Here is a 16432-nt window from a genome sequence, read left to right as displayed (position 1 = left end):
GACGGTCATGCAGTACGCACCTCCGGGCAGGCCCGGCAGCCCCGTCGACGTCGCGCCCCGGTACGAGAACTTCATCGGCGGCAAGTGGCAGGCGCCGACCACCGGTCGGTACACGCCCAACCTGTGCCCCGCCACCGCCAAGCCGATCTGCGAGGTCCCGAGGTCCGGGGCCGAGGACATCGAACTCGCCCTGGACGCCGCGCACGCCGCCAAGGACAAGTGGGGCGAGGCGTCCACCACCGAGCGGGCCGCGGTCCTCAACAAGGTCGCCGACGCCATCGAAGCCCACCGCGAGGAACTCGCCGTCGCCGAGAGCTGGGAGAACGGCAAGCCGGTCCGCGAGACCCTGGCCGCCGACATCCCCCTGGCCGCCGACCACTTCCGCTACTTCGCGGCCGCGATCCGCGCCCAGGAGAGCGAGATCACCGAGATCGACAAGGAGACGATCGCCTACCACTTCCACGAGCCGCTGGGCGTCGTCGGCCAGATCATCCCGTTCAACTTCCCGCTGCTGATGGCCGCGTGGAAGCTGGCCCCGGCCCTCGCCGCGGGCAACGCCACCGTCATCAAGCCGGCCTCCCCGACCCCGTGGTCGATCCTGAAGCTGATGGAGGTCGTCGGCGACCTCGTGCCGCCGGGCGTCCTCAACGTCGTCAACGGCCCCGGCGCCGAGATCGGCAAGGCCCTCGCCACCAACCAGCGCATCGCCAAGGTCGCCTTCACCGGCGAGACCACCACCGGCCGCCTGATCATGGAGTACGCGGCGAAGAACATCATCCCGGTCACCCTGGAGCTGGGCGGCAAGTCGCCGAACATCTTCTTCAACGACGTGACCGCCCAGGACGACGACTTCCTGAACAAGGCCGTCGAGGGACTCGTCCTGTACGCGTTCAACAAGGGCGAGGTCTGCACCGCTCCCTCCCGCGCCCTCATCCAGGAGGACATCTACGAGGAGTTCATGGGCCGCTGCCTGGAGCGGATCCGCGCCATCAAGCAGGGCGACCCGCTCGACACCGCGACCATGATCGGCCCTCAGGTCTCCAGGCAGCAGGTCGAGAAGATCGCCTCGTACGTCGAGATCGGCATCAAGGAGGGCGCCGAACTGCTGGTCGGCGGCCACCGTCCCACCCTGAGCGGCGAGTTCACGGACGGCTACTTCTTCGAGCCGACCGTCCTCAGGGGCCACAACAAGATGCGCGTCTTCCAGGAGGAGATCTTCGGCCCCGTCCTCGCGGTCACCACCTTCAAGGACGAGGCCGAGGCCCTGGAGATCGCCAACGACACGCTGTACGGCCTCGGCGCCGGCGTGTGGAGCCGCGACACCGGCCGCACCTACCGGATGGGCCGTGCCATCAAGGCCGGCCGCGTCTGGACGAACTGCTACCACCAGTACCCCGCGGGTGCCGCGTTCGGTGGCTACAAGGTCTCCGGCATCGGCCGCGAGACGCACAAGATGATGCTCGAGCACTACAGCCAGACCAAGAACCTCCTGGTCAGCTACGGCACCAAGCCGCTCGGGCTGTTCTGAGAAGGGGACCACGATGAAGGCAGCGGTAGTCACCGACTTCGGCAAGCCCCTGGAGATCCAGGAGCTCCCCGTACCCGAGCCCGGCCCCGGACAGATCCTCGTCCGGATGGAGGCCTCCGGGCTCTGCCACACCGACATCCACGCCGCGCACGGCGACTGGCCCGTCAAGCCGCGGCCGCCGTTCATCCCCGGCCACGAGGGCGTCGGTCCCGTCGAGGCCGTCGGAGCGGGCGTGTCCGAATCAATGGTCGGCAAGCGGGTCGCCGTCCCGTGGCTCGGATCGGCCTGCGGCACCTGCCGCTACTGCGTCTCCGGCTGGGAGACCCTGTGCGAGAGCCAGGTCAACTCCGGCTACTCCGTGGACGGTTGCTACGCCGAGTACACCGTCGCGAACGCGGGCGCGGTCGTCGAGGTGCCCGCCGGCGTGACCCCGTTCGACGCGGCACCGCTGACCTGCGCGGGCGTCACCACCTACAAGGCGATCAAGGTCGCCCATGTGCAGCCGGCCGAACGCGTCGCCGTCTTCGGTGTCGGTGGCCTCGGACACCTCGCGCTGCAGTACGCACGCCTCGTCGGCGGCTTCGTGACGGCCGTCGACCTCGAACCGGACAAGCTGGGCCTGGCCCACCGGCTCGGCGCCGACGAGATCGTCAACGCCCGCACGCACGATCCGGTCGAGGAGATCAAGAAGGCCGGCGGCGCGGACGTGGCCGTCGTGCTGGCCGCCGCGCCCAAGGCGTTCGAGCAGGCGTACCGGTCGCTCAACCGGGGCGGACGCCTGGTCATGGTCGCGCTGCCCGCCGACGACGCGGCGATCAACGTACCGATCTTCGAGACCGTGCTCGGCGGGATCTCCGTCATCGGTTCCATCGTCGGCACCCGCCAGGACCTGAGCGAGGTGTTCGCGCTGCACGCGGCCGGACGCACCCGGGTCATCGCCGAACCGCGGCGCCTGGACCAGGTCAACGACTCCTTCGACGAGGTCCTCGGCGGACGGGCCGAGGCACGGCTCGTCTTCGAGTTCTGAGGCCCGGCACCCCCGGGCCCAGGGAGAGGCAGCAGATCATGGCAACCGTCACCGTGGGAGCCGTACGGGAACGGGCGCCCGGCGAACGCCGTGTCGCCCTCGTCCCCGAGGCCGTAACCCTCCTGCGTCGAGCCGGAGTTGACGTCCTCGTCGAGGCGGGAGCCGGTTCCGGCGCCTGGTTCACCGACGCCGACTACACCGAGGCGGGCGCGACCGTCGTACCCCCGGACGAGCTGTACGCCCGCGCGGACGCCGTCCTGTGTGTCGGCCCGCCCGACGCGGAGACCGCGACCGCACTGCGCCCCGGGCAGACCCTGATCGGCCTGCTCGAACCGCTGCGCCACCCCGGTCTCGTCCAGGAGCTGACCGGCCGCGGCATCCGCACGGTGAGCCTCGATCTGCTGCCCCGCACCCTCAGCCGCGCCCAGTCCATGGACGCCCTGACCTCCCAGGCCAATGTCGCCGGCTACAAGGCGGCTGTGCTCGCGGCCGACTCGTACGACCGCTTCTTCCCGATGCTGACCACCGCGGCGGGCACCATGCGCCCGGCGCAGGTCCTGGTCCTCGGCGCCGGAGTGGCCGGGCTGCAGGCGATCGCCACCGCCCGCCGCCTCGGCGCCGTCGTCACGGCGTACGACGTACGCCCCGAATCCCGAGGGGAGGTGGAGTCGCTCGGCGCCCGGTTCCTCGACCTGCCGCGCCCGCCAGGCACCGGATCGGGCGCCGGACAGGGCGGCTACGCACGTGAGCTGACCGAGGAGGAGCAGCGGGCCCAGCGGGAGGCGCTCGACGCGCACATCTCCCGCACCGACATCGTCATCACCACCGCCCAGGTCCCGGGCCGCAAGCCGCCGTTGCTGGTCACGGCTGACGCCGTCGAGCGGATGGCGTCCGGCTCGGTCGTCGTCGACCTCGCCGCGAGCGACCTCGGCGGCAACGTCGAGGGCTCCGAGCCCGACAAGACCACCGTCCTGGACAACGGCGTCACCGTCATCGGCGCCGGGCGCCTGCCGTCCGCCATGGCCACCGCCGCGTCCACGGCGTACGCCCGCAACCTCGTCGCGCTGCTGCGCCACCTCGTGTGCGACGGCGAACTCGTCCTCGACCCGGCCGACGAGATCACGGCCGCGCTCATGGGAACGAGCGCGCCCAAGGGAGGAGAGCCCTCATGAACAACCTCGATCTCCTCACCGCGATCACCGTGTTCGTGCTGAGCGTCCTGGTCGGCATCGAGGTCATCAGCAAGGTCCCGGCCACCCTGCACACCCCGCTGATGTCCGGCTCCAACTCGGTGCACGGCATCGTCGTCATCGGCGCGATGCTGATCGCCGCCGAGTCGCACACCTGGCTCGGCTACGTCCTCGCCTTCGTGGCCATGGCGTTCGGCGCGATGAACGTCGTCGGCGGGTACGTCGTCACCGACCGGATGCTGGAGATGTTCAAGCCGAAGCCGGCCGCCCCCGAGAAGAAGCAGGAGGTGTGACCGCCATGGACACCGTCTCCAACGCCGTCCACTACATCTTCCTGGCCGCGGCCGCCTGTTTCGTCCTCGGCCTGCACCTGATGAACCACCCGCGCACGGCCCGCCGCGGCAACACCCTCTCCGCCGGGGCCATGGCCGTCGCGATCGGCGCCACCGTCTGGCTGGTCGCCGACCAGGACCGGATCAGCAGTACGGGCTGGCTGGTCCTGGTCAGCGGCGGCGTCCTCGGCGCGGCGCTCGGCCTGTGGGCCGCGCGTGAGGTGCAGATGACCGCGATGCCCCAACTGGTCAGTCTCTTCAACGCCGTCGGGGGCGGGGCCGCCGCCCTCATCGCGGTCAACGATCTGCTCCAGGCGGAGGACGCGGTCCTGCTGGGTGCCCGGGTCTCCCTGCCCGGCGCGCTGGACATCGTCATCGGCGCGGTCACCTTCTCCGGGTCCCTGATCGCCGCCGGCAAGCTGCAGGGCGTTGTCTCCGGGGCGCCGGTGGTGTTCCCTGGGGCACGGCTGCTGAACGTGCTGCTGCCGACCGCCTTCGTGGTCGGCACGGTGTGGCTGGTGCTGGCGCCGGACTCCCGTACCGCCCTGTACGGGCTGGTCGCCGTGGCCCTGCTCTTCGGCGTGACCATGGTGCTGCCGATCGGCGGCGCAGACATGCCGGTCGTCATCGCCCTGCTGAACGCCTTCACCGGGTCGGCGGTCGCCATGGCCGGCTTCGTGCTCGACGAGACGGCCCTCATCATCGCGGGCATGCTGGTCAGCGCCTCGGGCGGCATCCTCACCAAGCTGATGGCCGACGCGATGAACCGGTCCATCGCCAACATCGTCATCGGCGGGTTCGGCACCGGTGACACCGCGGCGCCGGTGGAGGACGGTGCGCCCGCCCAGGTGCGGTCGGTGTCCGCGGACGACGTGGCGATCCAGCTGGCCTACGCGCGCAAGGTCATCTTCGTCCCCGGGTACGGCCTCGCCGCCGCCCAGGCCCAGCACGAACTCGGCGACCTGGCCAAGCTGCTGACCGACCACGGCATCGACGTCAGCTACGCCGTCCACCCCGTCGCCGGCCGCATGCCCGGGCACATGAACGTGCTGCTGGCGGAGGCCAACGTGCCGTACACACAGCTGAAGGAGATGGACGACGTCAACCCCGCGTTCCCGCAGGCCGACGTCGCCCTCGTCATCGGCGCCAACGACGTGACCAACCCGATCGCCCGCCGCCCCGGCAACGCGATCTCGGGCATGCCGATCCTCGACGTCGACAAGGCGAAGAGCGTCGTTGTCATCAAGCGGTCGATGGGCCATGGCTACGCCGGGATCGACAACGAGCTGTACACCGACCCCAGGACCGGGATGTTCTTCACCGACGCGAAGAGGGGACTCGCCGAACTGAAGACGGCCGTCGGGGAGTTCGTCGGCTGACACATGAGTCCGGGCCCCGGCTTCAGGCGCCGGGGCCCGGACTCATGTCCGTGTTCTGGCTGTCTTCACTCCTCCGGCACCATCTCCATCGCCCCGCACGGGCACTCGGCCACACACAGCCCGCACCCCTTGCAGTAGTCCAGATCGATCGCGAACCCCTTGCCCGGCCCCAGCTTGGTGATCGCGTTGTCCGGGCAGACGCCGTAGCAGTTGTCGCACTCGAAGCAGTTCCCGCACGACATGCAGCGCCGGGCCTCGAACAGGGCGGTGGACTCGTCGAGCCCCTGTACCACCTCGTCGAACGTCGAGACCCGCCGGGCCAGTTCGAGCCGAGGCCGCACGGAGGCGGGCGCGTCCGAGTAGTACCAGGTGTTGATCCCCTCGAAGCCGGCCGGGGCGTGCTTGGCGCCGGGCTCGTACCCGGTCCCGCGCAGATACGCGTCGATGTGCCGCGCCGCCTTCTTCCCGTGCCCCACAGCCACGGTGGCCGTGCGCTCGGCGGGGACCATGTCGCCGCCGGCGAAGATGCCCTGATGCCCAGTCATCAGCCCTTCGGCGACCTCCACCATGCCGTGGTCGACGGCGAGGTCGGGCACCTCCTGCAGAAGCGACAGGTCGGAGTCCTGGCCCAACGCCAGCACCACCGTGTCGGCGTCCAGTTTCTCGAACTCGCCCGTGGGCTGCGGGAATCCGGTCTCGTCGAGCCGCATCCGCTCGATGGTGAGGCGGCCGCCGTCGGCGTGCTTGATGGTGGAGAGCCACTTCATCCGCACGCCCTCCTCCAGGGCCTCCTCGATCTCCTCGTCGTGTGCGGGCATCCGGTCCCGGGTGCGCCGGTAGACCACCACGGCGTCCGTCGCGCCGAGCCTGCGGGCGGTGCGGGCCGCGTCCATGGCCGTGTTGCCGCCGCCGTAGACCGCGACGGTACGGCCCAGCAGGGGCGGGCCCTCGCCCTCCATGCTGCCCAGCAGTGCCACCGCGTCGAGGATGCGGGCGCTGTCGCCCGCCGGGATGTACGTCCGCCGGCCGATGCCCGCGCCCACGGCCAGGAACACGGCGTCGAAGCCGCCGTCCCGCTGTGCGGCGAGCACGTCGTCGACCCGCGTGCCGGTCTCCAGCGTGACGCCGAGGGCCGGCACGCGGTCGATCTCGGCATCCAGGACCTCGCGCGGCAGCCGGTACCGCGGGATGCCGTAGCGCATCATGCCGCCGGGGCGCTCCTGAGCCTCGCGGATCGTCACCTCGTGGCCGAGCAGGCGCAGATGGTACGCCGCCGACAGCCCGGCGGGACCGCTGCCGACGACCAGGACACGCTTCCCGGACGACACCGACGGCGCCTCCACCGTCCAGCCGCGCTTGATCGCCTCGTCACCGAGGAAGCGTTCGACGGCGTTGATCCCCACGGCGTTGTCGACCTGCACGCGGTTGCAGGCCGTCTCACACGGGTGGTAGCAGATCCGGCCCATGACGGCGGGCAGCGGGTTGTCCCGCATCAGCTGCCGCCAGGCGGACTCGTAGCCGCCGCTCTCCGCGTGGAACAGCCACTGCTGGATGTTCTCGCCGGCCGGGCACGCCTGGTTGCAGGGCGGCAGCCGGTGGACGTACTCGGGGCGTTCGGTGCGCCAGGCGCCGGTCCGGTTGGCCAGGCTGGAGCCCACGTCCAGGGTGATCGCGAACGGTTTCTCCTTCACGACACGGCCTCCTCTGCCCGGTTCTGTGCCAGCAGCCCGAAGCGGGCGATGTTGCGGTCCGCGGCCCGCTGGAGGCGGGCGATGACATCCGTACGTACCTCCGGCTCGAAGAGGTGCGCGTACCGCTTCTGCGGGCGCAGATACTCCTCGACCGGCACCCGCCGCCGGATCGGCGTCACGTCGGTGACCTCGCCGTCCACGGCCTCGAACACCGGGAACAGACCGCTCTGTTCGGCGAGCCGCGCGATGCGCACCGTGTCGCAGGACGCCGTGCCCCAGCCGAGCGGGCAGGGCACCAGGACGTGCAGGTAGCGGGCGCCCCGCATCCCCATCGCCCGGTGCACCTTGGCCTCCAGGTCGCGCAGACCGGCGACGGTGGCCGTGGCGACATACGGGATCTCGTGCGCCATCGCGATCAGCGGCAGGTTCTTGCCCTGCCCGAAGGGAGCGCCGGGCTGCTCGCCGACCGCCTGGGTGGTCGCCGTGCGCGCGGCCGGGGGAGTGGCGCCGGAGCGCTGCACGCCGGTGTTCATGTACGCCTCGTTGTCGTAACAGACGTACAGGACGTCGTCGCCCCGCTCGAACATGCCGGACAGACAGCCGAACCCGATGTCGACGGAGCCGCCGTCCCCGCCCTGCCCGACCACACGGACGTCCGTGCGCCCCTTGGCGCGCAGCGCGGCGGCGACACCGGCGGCGACGGCGGGTGCGTTGCCGAACAGGGAGTGCAGCCACGGGAGTTGCCAGGACGTCTCCGGGTACGGCGTGGAGAACACCTCCAGGCAGCCCGTCGCGTTGACCGCGATCACCTTGCCGCCGGCCGCCCGCTGTGCCGCGTCCAGGACATAGCGGGCGCCGAGCGCCTCGCCGCAGCCCTGGCAGGCACGGTGGCCGGAGGTGAGCGCGTTGGCGCGGCCCGGGTCGGCCTGGTCGGACTGCGACTCCGGTCCCAGCAGCCGGTTTCCGGCGGCGTGGCTGCCGACCTGGTAGAACTTCACCTGCCGCGCGGCACTCATCGGTTGCTCCCCACATCGCGCAGGATGTTCTCCGCCGACGGCCCGGACCTCCGGGCCCGCGCCATCCGCGCCAGCTCCCGCTCCACCAGCCCGGTGTCGAGGTCCAGGAACGTCAGCTGCTCCAGACGTCCGGCGAGCGCGTCGGCGAACAGCCGGTGCAGGGACGCCTTGGTGACCGGCCGCCCGCCGAGCCCGGCGATCACGGTGTGGCCGTCGAGGTGGATCCCGGACAGCGCCGTGCGGACGTTCGCGGAGACGATGCCGCCGATGCCGACGGCGAGCGCCCGCTCCAGCACGACGACCTGCCGGGCCCGGCCGAGCACGTTCCGTACGGCGTCCAGCGGGAACGGCCGGAAGGACGTGATCCCCAGCGCGCCGATCCGCACCCCGTCCGCGCGCATCTCGTCGACGACGTCGCAGATCGTGCCCAGCACCGAGCCGAGCGCCACGACGATCGTCTCGGCGTCCTCACAGGCGTACGGCTGGACCAGCCCGCCGGAGCCGCGGCCGAAGACCTGCCGGAACTCCTCCGCGACCCTGGGGATCGCCTCCAGCGCCTGCATCTGCTTGGCGTGGGCCAGATAGCGCACCTCGGTGAAGGCCTCCGGGCCGACCATCGCGCCGATCGACACGGGCTCGTCGGGGTCCAGGACCTGGCGGGGTTCGTACGGCGGCAGGAACGCGTCGACCTGCGCCCGCTCGGGCACCTCGATCCGTTCCCAGGCGTGTGTGAGGACGAAGCCGTCCATGCACACCATCACCGGCAGCGACAGCTCCTCGGCCAGCCGGAACGCCTGCGGATGCAGGTCGGCGGCCTCCTGGTTGTCGCGCGCGTACAGCTGGATCCAGCCCGAGTCGCGCTGGGACATGCTGTCGCTGTGGTCGTTCCAGATGTTGATGGGCGCGCCGATCGCCCGGTTGGCGACCGTCATCACGATCGGCAGGCCGAGCCCGGAGGCGTTGTAGAGGGCCTCCACCATGTAGAGCAGGCCCTGGCTGGCGGTCGCGGTGTAGGTGCGGGCGCCCGCCGCCGACGCCCCGATACACAGGGACATCGCGGCGAACTCCGACTCGACGTTGACGTACTCGCACGGCTTCAGCGCACCGGACTTCACCAGCCGGCTGAGCTCCTCGACGATGTGCGTCTGCGGGGAGATCGGGTAGGCCGCGATCACTTCGGGGCGGCAGTGTGCGACGGTCTCGGCGACCGCGCGCGAGCCCTCAGTCTGCTTGAGCACCGGTCGGCTCCTCCCTGTGGGCGCGGACATGGTCGTACGCCTCCCGGGCCGCGGCCGTGTTGGCGGCGCCCAACGCGCCGGCGAAGCGCTCCTGCACGGCGGCGCCGAGCGAGTCGACCGTCACACAGCCGGTGAGGGCGGCGAGCCCGCCGAGCAGGACGATGTTCGGGACCGGGCGGCCGAAGTGGCGCAGCGCGATGGCGGTGGCCGGGACGGTGAGGACGGGGCCGGTGAGCGTGGCAAGGCCCAACTCGGCCGTACCGAGCGGGGAGTTGACGAGCACCGGGCCGCCGGGGCGCAGCCCCTCGAAGACGTTCACCTGGTGCAGCAGCGTCGCGTCCTGGATCACCAGGGCATCGGGCCGGGTGACCGGCTCGCGCACCCGGATCGGCCGGTCGTCGATCCGGCAGAACGCCATGACCGGCGCGCCCGTCCGCTCCGAGCCGAAGCTCGGGAACGCCTGCGCGTACCGGCCCTCCAGAAAAGCCGCCACCGACAGCACTTCCGCGGCCGTGACGGCACCCTGGCCGCCGCGACCGTGGATGCGTACCTGGAACACGGCACCCTCCTCCCAAGCGGGCCTGCCCCAGTCGTACCGCCGTACCGGGGCGGCGCCTCAGGGGCCGAACGACCCCGGTGGGGGGCCGAGGGGCACGGGGTCCCGGCCCGGCTGGGCCTGTCCGGCGGATCGGGTCCCGGACGCGGGTCTGGCACGCGCGTCTGTCGGCATTGGGAGGCTCCTTGACCTCACGGCCCGAGCCGACCGTTCCCCCTACGCCGCGCCGATTCCCAGCGACCCCATCCGTCGGCCAGGCCGTGCTGCCAACCGGGCCGGGACGGACGTCACTCGTGCGGCACGATCGCGACCGGGCAGCGGACGTGGTGCATCACCGCGTGCGCGACCGGCCCGGTGTGCATGCCGACCCTGGCCGGGCGGACCTTGCGGCCGACGGCCAGCAGGCCGGCGTCCCGGGTGGCGTCGAGCAGCAGCTGCGCCGGACGTCCCTCCTCGACCACCGTGGTGACCTCCACCGCGGGGTACTTCTCCCGCCAGGGCGCGAGTACGGCCTCCAGCGTCCGCTGGGCGGCCTGCCGCACCTCCCTGCGCGCCTTCGCCTCCAGCGCGGCCGGTACGTACGGCAGCCGCCACGCGTGCACCACCCGCAGCGGGGCGGCCCGCAGCGTCGCGCTCTCGAAGGCGAACGCGAGCAGCTCCTCGGCCGGATGCGCCGGATCGACGCCCACCACGACAGCGCGGTACGGGGTGCGCGCCGACGGCCGGCCCTCCGCGTCCGGCGTGTGCTCGTCCTCCAGGGTCTGGTCGGCCCGGACGAGCACGACGGGCCGCGTCGCATGGGCCACCGTCATCAGCGCCACCGACCCGGCCATGAACCCGCCGAAGCCGCTGAACGCCCGGCTGCCCAGCACCAGCAGCTCGGCCTCGTCGCCTGCCTCGACCAGGGCGTCGGACGCGGGCCGGGCGATCTGGTCGCCGCTCAGGTAGACCTGCGGATAGCGTTCGTTGAGCTGGTCCATCGCACCGCGCAGGATCCGCCGCGCCCAGTAGCGCGGCGCCTCCAGCTCGGGCAGCTCCGACTCGTCGGGCGTGATCCCGCCCTCCCACGCGTGCACCAGACGCAGCGGCAGGCCGCGCCTCAACGCCTCCCTCGCCGCCCAGTCGGCGGCGGCGAGACTCTCACGCGAACCGTCCAGCCCCACGGCAACGGGACGCAGCACGGCCAACACCTCCCCGGATCGGTGCCCGCACGCCTGTGTGCGGATCCCTGCACTTCTCCCTGCACTTCCAGAATCCCCGCGCGGCCACCGGCACGGGGAGGGGCCACAGCGACCTGCCCGCGGGGCCGAACGGCCCTTCTGCGCTGGTCAGCGCGCGTTCACGGCCGGGACACGGACCGGGCGGGCCGCCCGGCGCACCCCGGTCTCCGTGAAGACCAGCGCGGCGGCCGCGACCGCGGCGAGCAGCAGCAGACCCAGCGCGTACGAACCGTAGGCGCCGTAGAGCGAGCCCATCACCAGCGGCGGCACGAACCCGCCCAGCCCGCCTGCCGCGCCGACCACGCCGGTCACCGAACCGGTCCGCCCCGGCGGGGCAAGCAGCGCTACGAAGGCGAAGGTCGCCCCGCTGCCGGCGCCCAGCGCGGCCGCCATGGACAGGAACGCGACCGTGCCCAGCGGCGCCAGCGACGGGGTGAAGGACTGCGCGAGGGCGCCCGCGACGACCACGGCCAGCGACCCCGCCAGCACCCGCACCGGGCCGACCCGGTCCGACAGCCAGCCGCCGACCGGCCGCATCGCCACCGCGAGCAGCACGAACCCCGCCATGCGGTTCGCGGCGTCGGCCTGGGTGAGGCCGTAGCCGGTCTTCAGGTACGTCGGCAGATAGACGGAGAAGGCGACATAGCCGCCGAACGCCACCGCGTACAGCGCGGACGCCTGCCAGGTGATGCTCAGCCGGAGGGTGCCCGTCAGGCGCCGGAGCATCGGCTCGGCGGGCGCCGCGCGTCCCGGCGCGTCCCGCAGGAGGAGCGTGGCGACCACCGCGTAGACCACCAGGACGCCGGCGGTGACCAGGAACGGGTTGGCGGTGCCGAACGCGTCCACCAGCTTCACCGTGGTCAGCGCGCTGATCGCGGTGCCACCCATGCCCATGCCGAAGACACCGATGGCCAGCCCCCGCCGCTCCGGCGGGAACCAGGCGCTGACGAACGGCACACCGACGGCGAACGCCGTCCCGCCGACCCCGAGGAAGAAGCCGCCGACCAGGAGCGCCGGCAGCGAGGAGTGCCCCGCGAGCCCCAGGTACAGCACCGGTACCACCGTCACCGCCGACACCAGCGGGAACATCACCCGCCCGCCGTACCGGTCGGTCAGCGCGCCGACCGGGATCCGGCCCAGTGACCCGACCACGACCGGCACCGCCACCAGCAGCGACTGCTCGAACGACGACAGCTCCAGGGTGTCCTTGAAGCGCGGGCCGAGCGGGCTGAGCAGCGCCCACGCCCAGAAGTTGACCGCGAACCCGACGGTGGCCAGGGCCAGCATCAGCCAGGCGCGCGCCGGCACCTGCGCACTCGGGGGTTCGGCCGGTGGTCGCTGAAGCATCACGGGGGTTCCTTCCGCGTGTTCAAGTCTGAGGGCTGTTGTGCGATCAGGCTCGTCGATCACCGGCCTTCCCGGCCGTGGGCCGAAGGGCCTCGCCGGGTGTCCGGGAGGCCCGGGACGACCGTCGTCGGGTGGGGCCCGACGGGGCCGGCAGGAGGGCCGTTCGGCCCAGGGTGACGGCGTGTGGGTGCCGCCTAGCGTTCCCGGCATGGAGAACGACAAGAAGGCGCGACCGCCGCACCGGCGCGCCCCGGAGGGCTGGCCGCTGGCCGCCCGCAGGCTGCTCACTCGCCGTGAGGTGTCGGCCGACGGGCGCGCCGTGTTCGGCGAGGCAGACGGCAAGTGGGAGGGCTTCTACCGGGACCGCTGGGCGCACGACAAGGTGGTCCGCTCCACGCACGGAGTGAACTGCACCGGTTCCTGCTCGTGGATGGTGTACGTCAAGGACGGCATCATCACCTGGGAGCACCAGGCCACCGACTACCCCTCGATCGGCACCGACTGCCCCGAGTACGAGCCGCGCGGCTGCCCGCGCGGGGCCTCCTTCTCCTGGTACACGTACTCGCCCAGCCGGGTCCGCTACCCGTACGTCCGGGGCGCCCTGCTGAAGCTGTGGCGGGAGGCACGCAAGCGGCTCGGTGACCCCGTCGCCGCCTGGGCCGAGATCACCGGCGACCCGGCCAAGGCCCGCGCCTACAAGCGGGCCCGCGGCAAGGGCGGCCTGGTGCGCGCCGACTGGGACGAGGTGAGCGAGCTGGTCGCCGCCGCTCAGGTGCACACGATCAAGTCGTACGGCCCGGACCGTGTCGCCGGCTTCTCGCCGATCCCGGCGATGTCGATGGCGTCCTTCGCGGCCGGCGCCCGGTTCATGTCGCTGATCGGCGGCACGCTGCTGTCCTTCTACGACTGGTACGCCGACCTGCCGATCGCCTCACCGCAGGTCTTCGGGGACCAGACCGACGTCCCCGAGGCCGCCGACTGGTGGAACGCCGGCTACCTGATCATGTGGGGCTCCAACATCCCCGTCACCCGCACCCCCGACGCGCACTTCCTCACCGAGACCCGCTACAACGGCACCAAGGTCGTCGCGGTCAGCCCCGACTACGCCGACAACGTCAAGCACGCCGACGAGTGGCTGGCCCCTCACCCCGGTACCGATGGGGCGCTCGCGATGGCCATGGGGCACGTGATCCTGCGGGAGTTCCTGGTCGACCGTGAAGTGCCGTACTTCCAGCAGTACTTGCGGACGTTCACGGACGCGCCGTTCCTGGTGACCCTGCGCGAGCACAGCGAGGGCTTGGTCCCGGCCGGGTTCCTGACCGCCGCCGACCTCGGACACGACACGGAACACGCCGAGTCCAAGACCGTTCTCCTCGACTCGGCCACCGGCGATGCGGTGGTGCCCGGCGGCTCGCTCGGCTTCCGCTGGGGGGAGGCCGGGCGAGGCCGCTGGAACCTGGACCTGGGCGACGTGGTGCCCGAGTTGAGCCTGCTGGGGCGGTCCGGGGAGACGGCCGAGATCGCTTTGCCCCGCTTCGACGAGGGCGCCACCGAGGGTGGCTCGACGATGGTCCGCGGCGTCCCGGTCCGCCGGATCGGCGGACGCCTCGTCACCACGGTCTTCGACCTGATGCTGGCCCAGTACGGCGTGCGGCGGCCCGGCCTCCCGGGCACCTGGCCCTCCTCCTACGACGACGCGAGTGAGCCGTATACCCCGGCCTGGCAGGAGACGATCACGTCCGTGCCGGCACAGCAGGCGGCCCGGATCGCGCGGGAGTTCGCCCGCAACGCCGAGCGCACCCAGGGCCGCTCGATGATCGCGATGGGCGCCGGCACCAACCACTGGTTCCACTCGGACACCATCTACCGGGCCTTCCTGGCCCTGACCACGATGACCGGCTGTCAGGGCGTCAACGGCGGCGGCTGGGCGCACTACGTCGGCCAGGAGAAGGTCCGCCCGGTGACCGGGCAGCAGCATCTGTCGTTCGCCTTCGACTGGCAGCGGCCCACCCGGCACATGGCGGGCACCTCCTACTGGTACCTGAACTCCGACCAGTGGCGTTACGAGGCGTTCGGGCCCGAGGAGCTGGCCTCCCCGCTCGGCGAGGGGCGATTCCAGGGCAAGGGGTTCGCCGACTGCCTGGCGCAGGCCGTACGGCTGGGCTGGACGCCCGGCCACCCCGGTTTCAACCGCAACCCCCTCGACCTGACGGACGAGGCCGCGGCCGCCGGTCGGCCGGTCGCCGAACACATCGTCGAGGAACTCAAGTCGGGGGACTTGAGGTTCGCCGCCGAGGACCCCGACGACCCCGCCAACTTCCCGCGCGTACTGACCGTGTGGCGGGCCAACCTGCTGGGCTCGTCCGGCAAGGGCAACGAGTACTTCCTGCGCCATCTGCTGGGCACCGACGCGGCGGTCCGCTCCGAGGAGACCCCGCCCGAGGGGCGTCCGAAGGACGTGGTGTGGCGGGAGGAGGCCCCCGAGGGCAAGCTCGACCTGCTGGTCACCATGGACTTCCGGATGACCTCCACCGGTCTGCTCTCCGACGTCGTCCTGCCGGCCGCGACCTGGTACGAGAAGGACGACCTGTCCAGCACGGACATGCACCCCTTCGTGCACGCCTTCACCCCGGCCATCGCCCCGCCCTGGCAGGCCCGCACCGACTACGACACGTTCCTGACGATCGCCGACCGGTTCAGCGAGCTGGCCGCCGAGCACCTCGGCACGCGCACGGACGTCCTCGCCGTGCCGCTGCTGCACGACACCCCCGACGAACTCGCCCAGCCCGGCGGCGTCGTACGGGACTGGAAGGCGGGGGAGTGCGAGCCGGTCCCGGGCCGGACCATGCCCAAGCTGGTGACGATCGAGCGCGACTACGCCGCCGTCGCCGAGAAGATGCGCGCCGTCGGCCCGCTCCTGGACACCCTCGGCACGACCACGAAGGGCGTCACGGTCCACCCGAACCAGGAGATCGACGACCTGCGGCGCCGCAACGGCACCGTCAGGGATGGAGTCGCCGCAGGACGGCCCTCGCTCGCCACCGCCTCCGACATGTGCGAGGCGATCCTCGCCCTGTCCGGCACCACCAACGGGCGCCTGGCCACCGAGGGTTTCCGGGAGCTGGAGCGGCAGACCGGCAGCGAGGGACTGGTGGAACTCGCTTCCGAGCGCGAGGCGGAACGGATCACGTTCGCCGACACCCGCACCCAGCCTCGCTCGGTGATGACGTCGTACGAGTGGTCGGGCTCGGAGACCGGCGGGCGCCGCTACTCCCCGTTCGTCATCAACACCGAGCACAAGAAGCCCTGGCACACCCTGACCGGCCGCCAGCACTTCTTCGTCCAGCACGACTGGATGGCCGAGCTCGGCGAGCAACTCCCGGTCTACCGGCCGCCGTTGAACACGCCCCGGCACTACGGCGACGAGCACCTGCACGAGAATGGCCGAGCCGAGGTCACAGTCCGCTACCTGACCCCGCACTCCAAGTGGTCCATCCACTCGAACTACCAGGACAACAAGTACATGCTCGACCTGTCCCGCGGCGGCCCGACGATCTGGATGTCCACCGCCGACGCCGAGAAGATCGGCGTCAAGGACAACGAGTGGATCGAGGCCTACAACCGCAACGGCGTGGTGGCGGCACGGGCGGTGGTCACACACCGGATGCCCGAGGGCACGGTGTACATGCACCACGCCCAGGACCGCAACGTGAACGTCCCGAAGACCGAGGTCAGCGGCAAACGCGGCGGCATCCACAACTCGCTGACCCGGCTGCTGCTCAAGCCCACCCATCTCGCGGGCGGCTACGCGCAGTTCACCTACGCCTTCAACTACTACGGCCCGACCGGCAACCAGCGCGACGAGGTCACCGTCATCCGCCGTCGCTCGCAGGACGTGGAGTACTGAC

12 protein-coding genes are annotated in these 16432 nt (G+C 71.7%); 6 read left to right on the top strand and 6 right to left on the bottom strand.

The genetic code is table 11. From position 1 onward, the window contains the following. Nucleotides 1-7 precede the first annotated feature (7 nt). The 5 genes from AQJ91_RS28995 to AQJ91_RS28975 are packed head-to-tail and all read left to right on the top strand — an operon-like array spanning nucleotide 8 to nucleotide 5456. The gene (locus tag AQJ91_RS28995; RefSeq protein ID WP_067027375.1) at nucleotides 8-1528 is read left to right on the top strand and encodes an aldehyde dehydrogenase family protein; all 1521 of its coding nucleotides are present in this window, start codon (nucleotides 8-10) and stop codon (nucleotides 1526-1528) included. Between the two features lie 13 nt (nucleotides 1529-1541). Next, the gene (locus tag AQJ91_RS28990) at nucleotides 1542-2555 is read left to right on the top strand and encodes a zinc-dependent alcohol dehydrogenase (protein ID WP_067027373.1); all 1014 of its coding nucleotides are present in this window, start codon (nucleotides 1542-1544) and stop codon (nucleotides 2553-2555) included. 38 nt (nucleotides 2556-2593) lie between these two features. Continuing rightward, nucleotides 2594-3727 carry an NAD(P) transhydrogenase subunit alpha gene (locus AQJ91_RS28985; RefSeq protein ID WP_067027371.1) on the top strand — a complete coding sequence of 378 codons (1134 nt, stop codon included), beginning with the start codon at nucleotides 2594-2596 and terminating at the stop codon, nucleotides 3725-3727. Then, nucleotides 3724-4038: an NAD(P) transhydrogenase subunit alpha part 2 gene (locus AQJ91_RS28980; protein WP_067027369.1), complete on the top strand. Its 315-nt coding sequence runs from the start codon at nucleotides 3724-3726 to the stop codon at nucleotides 4036-4038. The genes AQJ91_RS28985 and AQJ91_RS28980 overlap by 4 nt, the downstream gene beginning before the upstream one ends. Nucleotides 4039-4043: 5 nt before the next feature. Further along, nucleotides 4044-5456, top strand: coding sequence for an NAD(P)(+) transhydrogenase (Re/Si-specific) subunit beta (locus AQJ91_RS28975; RefSeq protein WP_067027536.1), 1413 nt, complete (start codon nucleotides 4044-4046; stop codon nucleotides 5454-5456). 65 nt (nucleotides 5457-5521) lie between these two features. Here AQJ91_RS28975 and AQJ91_RS28970 read toward each other — a convergent pair whose 3' ends face one another. From AQJ91_RS28970 to AQJ91_RS28945, 6 genes are all read right to left on the bottom strand, one after another. After that, a complete protein-coding gene (locus tag AQJ91_RS28970; protein WP_067027367.1) occupies nucleotides 5522-7147 on the bottom strand; it encodes an NAD(P)-binding protein in 1626 nt (541 codons plus the stop codon). Beyond that, nucleotides 7144-8163 carry a thiamine pyrophosphate-dependent enzyme gene (locus AQJ91_RS28965; RefSeq protein WP_067027365.1) on the bottom strand — a complete coding sequence of 340 codons (1020 nt, stop codon included), beginning with the start codon at nucleotides 8161-8163 and terminating at the stop codon, nucleotides 7144-7146. Before AQJ91_RS28965 ends, AQJ91_RS28970 begins: the two co-directional genes overlap by 4 nt. After that, the gene (gene porA, locus AQJ91_RS28960) at nucleotides 8160-9401 is read right to left on the bottom strand and encodes a pyruvate ferredoxin oxidoreductase (RefSeq protein WP_067027363.1); all 1242 of its coding nucleotides are present in this window, start codon (nucleotides 9399-9401) and stop codon (nucleotides 8160-8162) included. The genes AQJ91_RS28965 and porA overlap by 4 nt, the downstream gene beginning before the upstream one ends. Then, nucleotides 9385-9960, bottom strand: coding sequence for a 2-oxoacid:acceptor oxidoreductase family protein (locus AQJ91_RS28955; RefSeq protein ID WP_067027361.1), 576 nt, complete (start codon nucleotides 9958-9960; stop codon nucleotides 9385-9387). Before AQJ91_RS28955 ends, porA begins: the two co-directional genes overlap by 17 nt. A 284-nt stretch (nucleotides 9961-10244) precedes the next feature. Further along, entirely contained in the window at nucleotides 10245-11138 is an 894-nt protein-coding gene (locus AQJ91_RS28950; protein WP_067027359.1) for a universal stress protein, read from the bottom strand. A 147-nt stretch (nucleotides 11139-11285) separates the two neighbouring features. Next, entirely contained in the window at nucleotides 11286-12524 is a 1239-nt protein-coding gene (locus tag AQJ91_RS28945) for an MFS transporter (RefSeq protein WP_067027357.1), read from the bottom strand. A 208-nt stretch (nucleotides 12525-12732) separates the two neighbouring features. Between AQJ91_RS28945 and AQJ91_RS28940 the strand changes: the two genes are divergently transcribed. Beyond that, a complete protein-coding gene (locus tag AQJ91_RS28940; RefSeq protein ID WP_067027355.1) occupies nucleotides 12733-16431 on the top strand; it encodes a nitrate reductase subunit alpha in 3699 nt (1232 codons plus the stop codon). The last annotated feature ends 1 nt before the right edge of the window (nucleotide 16432 follow it).

This window comes from Streptomyces dysideae, from assembly GCF_001514305.1.
In the GTDB taxonomy this organism is placed as follows: domain Bacteria; phylum Actinomycetota; class Actinomycetes; order Streptomycetales; family Streptomycetaceae; genus Streptomyces; species Streptomyces dysideae.
This window is presented reverse-complemented; position numbering and strand designations above follow the sequence as displayed.

Bases quoted from the DNA above. Each gene is read 5' to 3' on its own strand.
- AQJ91_RS28980 (WP_067027369.1), top strand. From the start codon at position 3,724: ATGAACAACCTCGATCTCCTCACCGCGATCACCGTGTTCGTGCTGAGC.
- AQJ91_RS28995 (WP_067027375.1), top strand. From the start codon at position 8: ATGCAGTACGCACCTCCGGGCAGGCCCGGCAGCCCCGTCGACGTCGCG.
- AQJ91_RS28945 (WP_067027357.1), bottom strand. From the start codon at position 12,524: ATGCTTCAGCGACCACCGGCCGAACCCCCGAGTGCGCAGGTGCCGGCG.
- AQJ91_RS28975 (WP_067027536.1), top strand. From the start codon at position 4,044: ATGGACACCGTCTCCAACGCCGTCCACTACATCTTCCTGGCCGCGGCC.
- AQJ91_RS28940 (WP_067027355.1), top strand. From the start codon at position 12,733: ATGGAGAACGACAAGAAGGCGCGACCGCCGCACCGGCGCGCCCCGGAG.
- AQJ91_RS28990 (WP_067027373.1), top strand. From the start codon at position 1,542: ATGAAGGCAGCGGTAGTCACCGACTTCGGCAAGCCCCTGGAGATCCAG.
- AQJ91_RS28985 (WP_067027371.1), top strand. From the start codon at position 2,594: ATGGCAACCGTCACCGTGGGAGCCGTACGGGAACGGGCGCCCGGCGAA.
- AQJ91_RS28965 (WP_067027365.1), bottom strand. From the start codon at position 8,163: ATGAGTGCCGCGCGGCAGGTGAAGTTCTACCAGGTCGGCAGCCACGCC.